7 protein-coding genes and 1 pseudogene are annotated in these 8,074 nt (G+C 72.3%); 3 read left to right on the forward strand and 5 right to left on the reverse strand.

From position 1 onward, the window contains the following. Nucleotides 1–51: 51 nt before the first annotated feature. A pseudogene (locus tag ACWEBX_RS35305) lies at nucleotides 52–1,803 on the forward strand (SpoIIE family protein phosphatase); the annotation flags it as partial. Nucleotides 1,804–1,805: 2 nt separating this feature from the next. On the opposite strand, the gene ACWEBX_RS35310 reads toward ACWEBX_RS35305, so the two are convergent. The 3 genes from ACWEBX_RS35310 to ACWEBX_RS35320 all read right to left on the reverse strand — a co-directional run bounded on the left by ACWEBX_RS35310 (nucleotide 1,806) and on the right by ACWEBX_RS35320 (nucleotide 6,133). Then, on the reverse strand, nucleotides 1,806–2,906 hold the full coding sequence (locus ACWEBX_RS35310) for a YihY/virulence factor BrkB family protein (protein WP_451888844.1): 1,101 nt from the start codon (nucleotides 2,904–2,906) through the stop codon (nucleotides 1,806–1,808). 37 nt (nucleotides 2,907–2,943) lie between these two features. Continuing rightward, a complete protein-coding gene (locus ACWEBX_RS35315; protein ID WP_451888845.1) occupies nucleotides 2,944–5,307 on the reverse strand; it encodes a SpoIIE family protein phosphatase in 2,364 nt (787 codons plus the stop codon). Nucleotides 5,308–5,440: 133 nt separating this feature from the next. Then, complete coding sequence (locus ACWEBX_RS35320; RefSeq protein WP_451888846.1) at nucleotides 5,441–6,133, reverse strand: TetR/AcrR family transcriptional regulator; 693 nt, start codon at nucleotides 6,131–6,133, stop codon at nucleotides 5,441–5,443. A 91-nt stretch (nucleotides 6,134–6,224) separates the two neighbouring features. On the opposite strand from ACWEBX_RS35320, the gene ACWEBX_RS35325 reads away from it, so the two are divergent. Next, nucleotides 6,225–6,917 carry a class I SAM-dependent methyltransferase gene (locus ACWEBX_RS35325; RefSeq protein ID WP_451888847.1) on the forward strand — a complete coding sequence of 231 codons (693 nt, stop codon included), beginning with the start codon at nucleotides 6,225–6,227 and terminating at the stop codon, nucleotides 6,915–6,917. 233 nt (nucleotides 6,918–7,150) lie between these two features. Here the strand turns inward: ACWEBX_RS35325 and ACWEBX_RS35330 are convergent, their stop codons facing one another. Together ACWEBX_RS35330 and ACWEBX_RS35335 are read right to left on the reverse strand one after the other, a co-directional pair. Then, nucleotides 7,151–7,348 (reverse strand): hypothetical protein, encoded by a 198-nt coding sequence (locus tag ACWEBX_RS35330; RefSeq protein WP_451888848.1) that lies wholly within the window; start codon nucleotides 7,346–7,348, stop codon nucleotides 7,151–7,153. Next, nucleotides 7,348–7,776, reverse strand: coding sequence for a hypothetical protein (locus ACWEBX_RS35335; RefSeq protein WP_451888849.1), 429 nt, complete (start codon nucleotides 7,774–7,776; stop codon nucleotides 7,348–7,350). Before ACWEBX_RS35335 ends, ACWEBX_RS35330 begins: the two co-directional genes overlap by 1 nt. 62 nt (nucleotides 7,777–7,838) lie before the next feature. On the opposite strand from ACWEBX_RS35335, the gene ACWEBX_RS35340 reads away from it, so the two are divergent. Continuing rightward, nucleotides 7,839–8,074: hypothetical protein (locus ACWEBX_RS35340; RefSeq protein ID WP_451888850.1), on the forward strand; the 236-nt coding region annotated here is incomplete at its 3' end.

The following is an 8,074-nucleotide window of genomic DNA, read 5'->3' on the forward strand; positions in this document are numbered from 1 at the left end:
TCTCGTCGCCGGTGCGCTCGCCCTTGATGATCTCCACCAGCGGCATCTTGTCGACGGGCGAGAATCCTGGACGATCTCGGGGACGTCTACGCCCTGGGCATCGCGGCCGACCACACCCTGCTCCAGCGCGTCGAGACCGATCTGGCGCTGTGCGAGCAGCTCATCAACCAGTCCCCCATCGGACTGGCCCTGATGGACCCCGACCTGCGCTATCTCATGGTCAACCCGGCACTGTCACGGATCGACGGCATCCCCGCCGAGGACCACGTCGGCCGTCATCTGCGGGAGACCCTGCCGTTCCCCGACGTGGACACCGTCGAGTCGGCGCTGCGCCAGGTCCTGACCACCGGCACACCGCTGCTCGACCAGTACCACGTGGGCCGCCCGCCCGCCGATCCCGACCAGGAGCACGCCTGGTCCCTGTCCTTCTACCGGCTGGAGGACCCGGGCGGACGGGTCCTGGGCGCGGCCGCCTCGGTCGTCGACGTCACCGAACGCCATCGCGCGGCCGCCGAGGCCGACCGCGCGCGGCGCCGGCTCGCGCTCATCGCCAGCGCCTCCACCCGCGTCGGCACCACCCTGGAGGTCGAGCAGACGGCCCGCGAGCTGGCCGACATCGCGGCGCCCGAACTGGCCGACGTGGTCGCCGTGGACGTTCTCGACTCCGTGCTCGCCTGCCGCCGCAAGCGCAGGCCGGACAACGGCCCGGAGTTCTTCCGCGCACTCGCCCTCAAGGCGTCCCACCCCACCGTGGCCCTGCGTGCCGCGGACCCTCCGGGTGACGTCGCGACGTACGACGGCGACCGGCTGGTGACCTTGTGCGTGCACACCGGCAGGCCCGTCCTCGTGCGGCACGTCGGCGAGGGCGATCTGCCGCGCATCGCCCGCGACGCCGAGGGCACGGCTCTCCTGGCGGAGGCCGGTGTCCACTCGTATCTCGCGGTGCCGCTGATCGCGCACGGTGAGGTGCTCGGCGCCCTCGATCTCAAGCGCACCCGCAATCCGCTCCCCTTCGACGAGGACGACGTGGTGCTCGCCGGTGAACTGGCCACCCGCGCGGCCGTGGCCATCGACAACGCCCGCTGGTTCCAGAGCGTGCGCAACACCGCCGTCACGCTCCAGCGCAGCCTGCTGCCCGAGCATCCGCCGCATCTCTCCGGTCTGGAGGTCGCGTCCCGCTATCAGCCGGCCCAGGCCACGAGCGAGGTCGGCGGCGACTGGTACGACGTGATACCGCTGGCCGACGACCGGACCGCGCTGGTCGTGGGCGACGTCATGGGCAACGGCATCGACGCCGCCGCCACCATGGGCCGGCTGCGCACCGCCACCTGCGCCTACGCCGACCTCGACCTCGACCCCGGCGAGGTGCTCCAGCACCTCGACAAGATCACGTGCGATCTGGAGCACTACATCGTCACGTGTATCTACGCGGTGTACGACCCCCGCAGCAGACAGGTCCGCATCGCCAACGCCGGACACATGCCACCCGCACTGGTCCGCTCGGGCACCGGCCCCGTGACCCCCGTGCTGCTGGACCTTCCCCCAGGTGCTCCCCTCGGGGTCGGCGGCATCCCCTTCGAGACCACGACGGTCGAACTCGACGCGGGTGATCTGCTCGTCCTGTACACGGACGGCCTCGTCGAGACCCGGCTGCATCCCATCGACGACCGTCTGAACGTCCTTCTCTCCTTCCTCGACGAGCCGGGCAGACCACTCGAGGAGATCTGCGACCTTCTCCTGTACGGACTGCGCAACTCCGACGACCACGACGACGTCGCCCTGCTCATCGCCCGCGCGCAGTAGCCCTACTTCTCCTTCGTGTCCTTCGCGTCCTTCGCGTCCTTCGCGTCCTTCGCGTCCTTCGAGCGCCGGCGGGAGGAGACCTGCTCCCGGGTGGTGCGCCAACGCGACCGGGCCTGTTCGACCACGTTGTCCCACTCGCGGCGGACCTCGTCGTCGGAGGGACGGTCGCCCGCGCGGATCCGGACGAGTTCCTCGCGCATCTCGTGTCCGAGGGCCGCCGACGCGACGACGACGAACATCGCGGCGAAGAGCGCCGAGATCATCGCGAAGACGGCGCCCACCGCGCCGTAGCGTCCGGCATAGGAGTTGAACAGGCGCGGCAGATACACGGTCGCGCCCACCGAGTAGAGCGCGGTCAGGACAGCCGCCGTGATGCCGAACGGCAGCAGGTCGCGCCAGGGGATCCGCTTCGCGGACAGATCCCAGCCGCTCCAGACGAGGAAGGCGGCGCTCACCGGAATCTCGCACACCGAGGCCACCAGCCCGAACCTGCTTCCCCCGAGGACCGTGTGGAGCCACCCGGTGACCACCGCGTAGCCGCCGAGCCCGAGGATCCACCACAGACCGTTCTTCGTGTTGCGGACACTGAGCGGGGGCAATTGCCACGCCTGTTCGAACAGTCGCTGCGAGGCGCGCGAGAAGCTCAGCATGGAGATGACCAGGAACAGGCTTCCGAAGACACCCACGCTCGCACCGGCACCCTCGGCGGGGGCGAGGAGCGACCTGACCGCCTCGGCGCCCTGTCCGGTGAGACCGTAGCGCTGGATGATCCGGTCGGCGGCGTCGTAGTCCGAGAAGCTGCTCAGCACGGTGCCGATGAGAATCGTGAGCGGGACGAGCGCGGTGAGCGCGCTGGACGCCAGGGCCATCGAGCGGTCGAAGCCAACGATCTTCTGGAACCGGTTGACGACGCGCAGCGCGAACGCGGGACGCAGCCAGAACGTCAGCGTCCGGACGAGGCGCTCGCGATTGATCCCCGCCGTCGTGTCCTCCGTGTCCTCGGGCCCGGTTTGGCGCTGCGAGCGTAACGGACGGCCGTCCGGGCCGGGTCGGGCGACACGGCCCGCCCTCCGCGTCCGGTCCGGCGGCCCGCGCGGGGCCACCCGGTCGGCCGGGTCCGGGCCCCGGTGGCCGACGCGCTCATTCCTCCTCGGACAGGGCGACCTCCGCCCAGATCGTCTTCCCGCGGGATTCGGGCCGGGTCCCCCAGCGCCGGCTGACCTGCCAGGTGAGGTAGAGGCCCCGGCCGCCCTCGTCGACCTCCTCGGCGTGCCGGAGGTGGGGCACGGTGCTGCTGTCGTCGGTCACCTCGCAGACGACCGCGGATCCGTCGAGGATGAGGCGCACGCCGATGCGACCTTCCGAGTAGCGGACCGCGTTGGTCACGAGTTCGCTGACGATCAACTCGGTGGCGAAGGCGGTCTCTTCGCCCACCCGCCACCCGCGGAGCCGTTCCTGGGCGTGGTGCCGTGCCGTCGCCGGCGCCGTGGGCTCGAAGTCCAGGTCCCAGGTGGCGACCCGGTCCGGCGGGAAGGCCCGGGTGCGGGCGAGCAGCAGGAGGACGTCATGGCGGCCCGCCGTGTCGCGCAGCCGGTAGAGGACATCGTCCCGTATCTCGCCGAGGGGGCGGTCCAGGTGGGTCAGCGCGACCCGCAGAGGGCCCTTCGCCCGGTCGCCGTCCGGGGTTTCGGGCACCGGGAAGGTCGTGGTGCGCAGCGCGAGCACGCTGCCGTCCCGCACGGGGACGGAGGCGGTGGCGAAGGGAGGTCCGTCCCGGCTGCCCAGAAGGGGGCCCGTCGGGATCTGCGGCACGTGCACCACACCGCCGGGGTGGGCCACGACGGGCGCGGGGTGACCGGCGGAGGCCATGACACAGGCTTCCTGGAGCGGGTCGTGGACCGCGTAGACACAGCCCGCCCTGAGCGGCTGCCGGCGCAGCGGATCGCTCGCCGGCAGGGACTCCCGCTCGTGGGCGAGCCGTACGACCGCGTCGTTGAGCCGGGCGAGCAGTTCGTCGGGATCCAGGTCGAGCGCCGCGAGCGTATGGATCACGGTCCGGATCTGGCCCATGGCGGTGGCGGCGTCGATGCCGCTTCCGCTGACCTCCCCGATCACCAGGGCGGTGCGCGCCCCGGGCAGCCCGAAGGCGTCGTACCAGGTGCCCGCTCCCGCGTCGGCCGGGACGTGCAGCGGCGCGAATTCCATGGCTGTCCGCGACGGGGGTTCGGGCGGCAGCAGATGGCGTTGCAGCGCCGACGCGATGGTGTGCTCGCGGGTGTAGCGGCGGGCGTTGTCGATGCTCAGCGCGGTGTGCGCGGCCAGTTCCTCGGTGACGGCGAGGTCGTTGTCGTCGAAGGCGTCGTACGGTCGTACGCGATAGAGGCTGAGCAGTCCGAGCACGGCGCCCCGCAGGGCCAGCGGGGCGGTGAGCAGCACCCGGGCCCCGGAGGCGCGGATGGCGCGGGCCCGCTCCGGATCGGCGTGCAGCCAGGGCGTGTTCTTGTCCAGCGTGGCGGTTCGCGGCCGGAGATCGCTGAGCACCTGCGAGTACGGCGTCGGCGCCGGCACGGCCCGGACGTCGCCGACGGGATGGGCCTGCGCCCGGCGGGAGGGGCCCTCGAGACGGAAGGCCGCGCGACGCAGCGGGATGTCGCGCCCGAGGGGGCTGAGCGGGGGATCCTCGCCCCGCACCACGGCGTCGACCACCTCGACCACCGCGATGTCGGCGAAGCCGGGCACCAGCGCCTCGACCAGTTCCTGGCAGGTCGTGACGACATCCAGGCTCCGGCCCACGCGCTCTCGTACCGAACCGAGCGCCTGGACACGTCTGTCGCTCCGCATGGCCTCCGTGACGTCGGTCATGGAGACGACCACGCCCCGCGCGTTCCTCAGGGGGAACGCCGAGATGTCCGCGAAGCGCTCCCGGGACGAGGCGTCCACCGGTTCGAGCTGTACGGCGTGTTCGGTGACCGACGTGCCCTCCGTGAGGACGCCCCGCAGGAGGTCCTCGAACTCCTGGGGACGGGAGGGGCGGATCACATCGCAGGCCGGCCGGTCGAGAGCCTTGTCCGCCGTGACGCCGACCAGCGCGCGGGCCGCCTCGTTGACGCTGAGGACGCGCAGCGCGGGGTCGAGGACGAGGAACGCGTCGTGCGTGTTGGCGTGCAGGATGTCGAAGACCGCGGTCGGTGTGTCGAGGCGGGCGGCGTCGCCGTCCGCCTCGAAGACGCCCCAGGCGACGGTGCCGTCGGAGAGCGGCACCACCTTGACGCGGAGGTCGACCGGGTTTCCGTCGACGTCATGGATGACAAGGGGACCGGATCCGGGTGTCGTGCCGTAGCCGGAGTCGCCGCCGTTCGTCCCGAGGTCGGGCGCCACCAGGGCGAGGGCCGTCCGTCCCACGGCCTCGGCGTCCGACCGCAGCCAGATCTCGCGCGCCCTGCGGCTCCACCGGAGGACGACGCCCGCGCCGTCGACGACGATCAGCGGAGTGGCGGCGGTCACCGGCCGTCACCTCCGACGCGCCTCCGGCCGGGCACTCCCGTGTCCGGGGCAGCCGTCGACGGCTGAGTCACCGGCGGAGCCCAGGTCGCGGACTGTGGCCTTTTCGATCCCTTTGGCCCATAAAACCATCATTCTACGGCGCGGGGTGGCCGCTCGCCGGTGCGGCGGGGGGCTCGGAGGCCTGGTCGAGGTCCGGCGGCAGCAGCGACCGCAGGGCCATGTCCGTCAGCCGGGCCTCCTGGGCGGCCCGGTCCGGCATCACCGCACTGCGGAGCGGGCGTCCGGCGAGGAGCGAGATCAGCCACCAGGCGGCGGTGTCCGCGCTGATGTCGTCACGGATGTCGCCGTCGCCCTGGCCGCGGCGCAGCAGGCCCGCGAGAGCTTCGGCGAAGTTCCGGTGGATGTTCCGGGCGGCGTCGCCGAGGGCCGGATCGTGGGCCAGGGCCGCCGCGTCGGCGAACAGGAAGCCGTGGGCGCCGCGCTGGTGGAAGCGGTCCATGTGGGCCGGGTCGAGGAAGGCTGCCAGCACGTCGGGGACGGGGCGTCCGGTGTCCGCGGCCTCGGTCAGGAGCGCGGTGACCGCCGTGGTCACGTGGTCGAGGGCGGCCTGGTAGAGGGCGGACTTCGACCCGAAGTTCTGGAAGACCACCGGTTCCGTGACCCCGACGCGCCGGGCGATGTCGGAGACCTTGCCCCGTTCGTAGCCGGTCTCGGAGAAGACCTCGGTGGCCGCGGCCAGGATCGAGGCGCGCCGCTCGGCGGCGGGCATCCGGGTGCGCGTACGGGTCCTGCCCTGGCGGGCGGAGGTCTTCTCGGAGTCGGTCACATCGGCCATCGTAGGCCCGTTGCGCGTTTTCTTAGTTGCGACTAAGTTAGGCACGTACTTAGTCGCAACTAAGTTAGGGAGAGTGGCCGGCATGTCCATCGGGCGCCTCATGCAAGGAAAGCCGCACGCCGACACCCCGGGGGTGACGATCGGAGCCCCGCGCTCCTACGAACTGTGCGGAGCGGTCTGCTTCGCGGGCCGGCGCAACCGCGCCTTCTCCCGGCTGGCCGTGCTGAGCGGGGCCGAGAGCGGGGACCGCGTGCTGGACGTGGGCTGCGGCACCGGGTATCTGACCCGGCGGATGGCCGCCGTCGTCGGGCCGCGGGGGACGGTGACGGGCGTGGACCCGTCGCCCTCGGTGCTCGCCTACGCGCGACGCAGGAGCGGCGCCGGACAGGACGCCACCTGCGCCTACCGGGAAGGGGTCGTGGAGAACCTGGGCTTCCCGGACCGGTCGTTCGACACCGTCGTCACCAGCTTGATGCTGCACCACCTGCCCGAGGAACTCCGGCCGGCCGCACTAGAGGAGATGTGGCGCGTCGTGCGGCCGGGCGGACGTCTGCTGGTCGTGGAGTTCCGGCCGCCGCGCGGCCCCGTCGGGCGTCATCTGGTGCACGGCGGCCTGGGCCACGCCATGTCCCACAACCGGACCGACCTGCTGGACGGGCTCGTCACCGGCGCGGGCTTCGAGATCCGGGGGAGCGGCGACGTCCGCCCGTGGCTGACGTACGTCCAGGCCGTACGTCCGCTGTCCCGGGAGGGGGCGGATCAGTCGAACCGGTGACCCGCGCGCGGCGGCGGCCGGGGGCGACCGACCGGCCGCCCCCGGACGGTCCGGCCGCGTCAACTCCCGCACACCACCCGCGCGGCGTCAACTCCCGTCCGTCACCTGCCGCGTCGGATCCAGCACACTCCGGGTGGCGACAACTCCCCGACCCCGCTGGGTGGATGAAGGATGTCGGTCGGTGTCGCGACGGCGGGGCTTGCCTCGCAGGCCGAACGCCGTCTGCCGCGGAGTCAGTCGTCGGCCATGGCCGACTCGGCCGAACTCGCCGCGGACTCCGCGTCGTCGACCAGTTTCTGCAGATGGGCGACATCCGTGGACGCGGGGCCGGGCGACGCGGGGGCGTTCCCGGTGTCATCGGAGCCGCCGCCGCACGCGGTCAGGAGCAGCGCGGCCACGACGAGGGCCAGTGCCGCACGTCCCGCGCGCATCAGGAGCCGGCCCCGTCCTCGTGGCTCGCGCACCACTTCCGGACGTCCGCCAGATCCTTCTGGCGGCTCTCCAGGGTCGGGACGAGCGAACGTCGGAAGGTCAGCCGGTGGTCGAGGTACGTCTCGATCTGCGTGTCCCCCGCGGACTTGGCGTTGGCCACCCGCTGCTCCAGCCTGGCGATCGAACCGCGCTGCGACGCGTCCCCGTCCAGCCGGCCGAGGATGCGGTCGATCCGCCGGTCGATCTTCGGCGCACGCTTGCAGAGCGCCTTCGCGCCGTCACCCGTCGGCGCCCCCGAAGGGTGCGTCCCGGTGCCGCCGTCCGCCGACGCGGCCCCCGCGGCGCCGAGCAGCGCGCCCACCGCCATCAGCGCGACGACGGTCTTTCCGGCCCTCGGCGCCGTCGGCTTCCTCGATGTCCTCGTCATGCTGAACTCCTCTTCGTTCCGGGGCGGTTGCCCGCACGACCGGCACGCTAGGAGTCGTCCTTGTGGAATTCTTGTGGCCGGACACCGGCGGTCGTGATCACCCAGTTCCGCTGTGCGGGGAGTGCCGGCTCCCCACCGGGTCCGCCGCCCCACAAGGGGAGCGCGACCTCGATCCGGGTCCCCGTTCCGGCCGGCGGTTCGAGGACACGCTTACGGAGCCGGATCTGGTGTCCCCGGACCCGCTCCGGTGGGTGATCTGGAACTCGCCCACCGGGGTGATGGTGTTCGACCGGGACTC

The sequence above is a fragment of the Streptomyces sp. NPDC005070 genome, from assembly GCF_053600395.1.

Coding starts and splice junctions, on each gene's coding strand:
- ACWEBX_RS35325 (WP_451888847.1), top strand. CDS start 6,225: ATGTCCATCGGGCGCCTCATGCAAGGAAAGCCGCACGCCGACACCCCG.
- ACWEBX_RS35330 (WP_451888848.1), bottom strand. CDS start 7,348: ATGCGCGCGGGACGTGCGGCACTGGCCCTCGTCGTGGCCGCGCTGCTC.
- ACWEBX_RS35335 (WP_451888849.1), bottom strand. CDS start 7,776: ATGACGAGGACATCGAGGAAGCCGACGGCGCCGAGGGCCGGAAAGACC.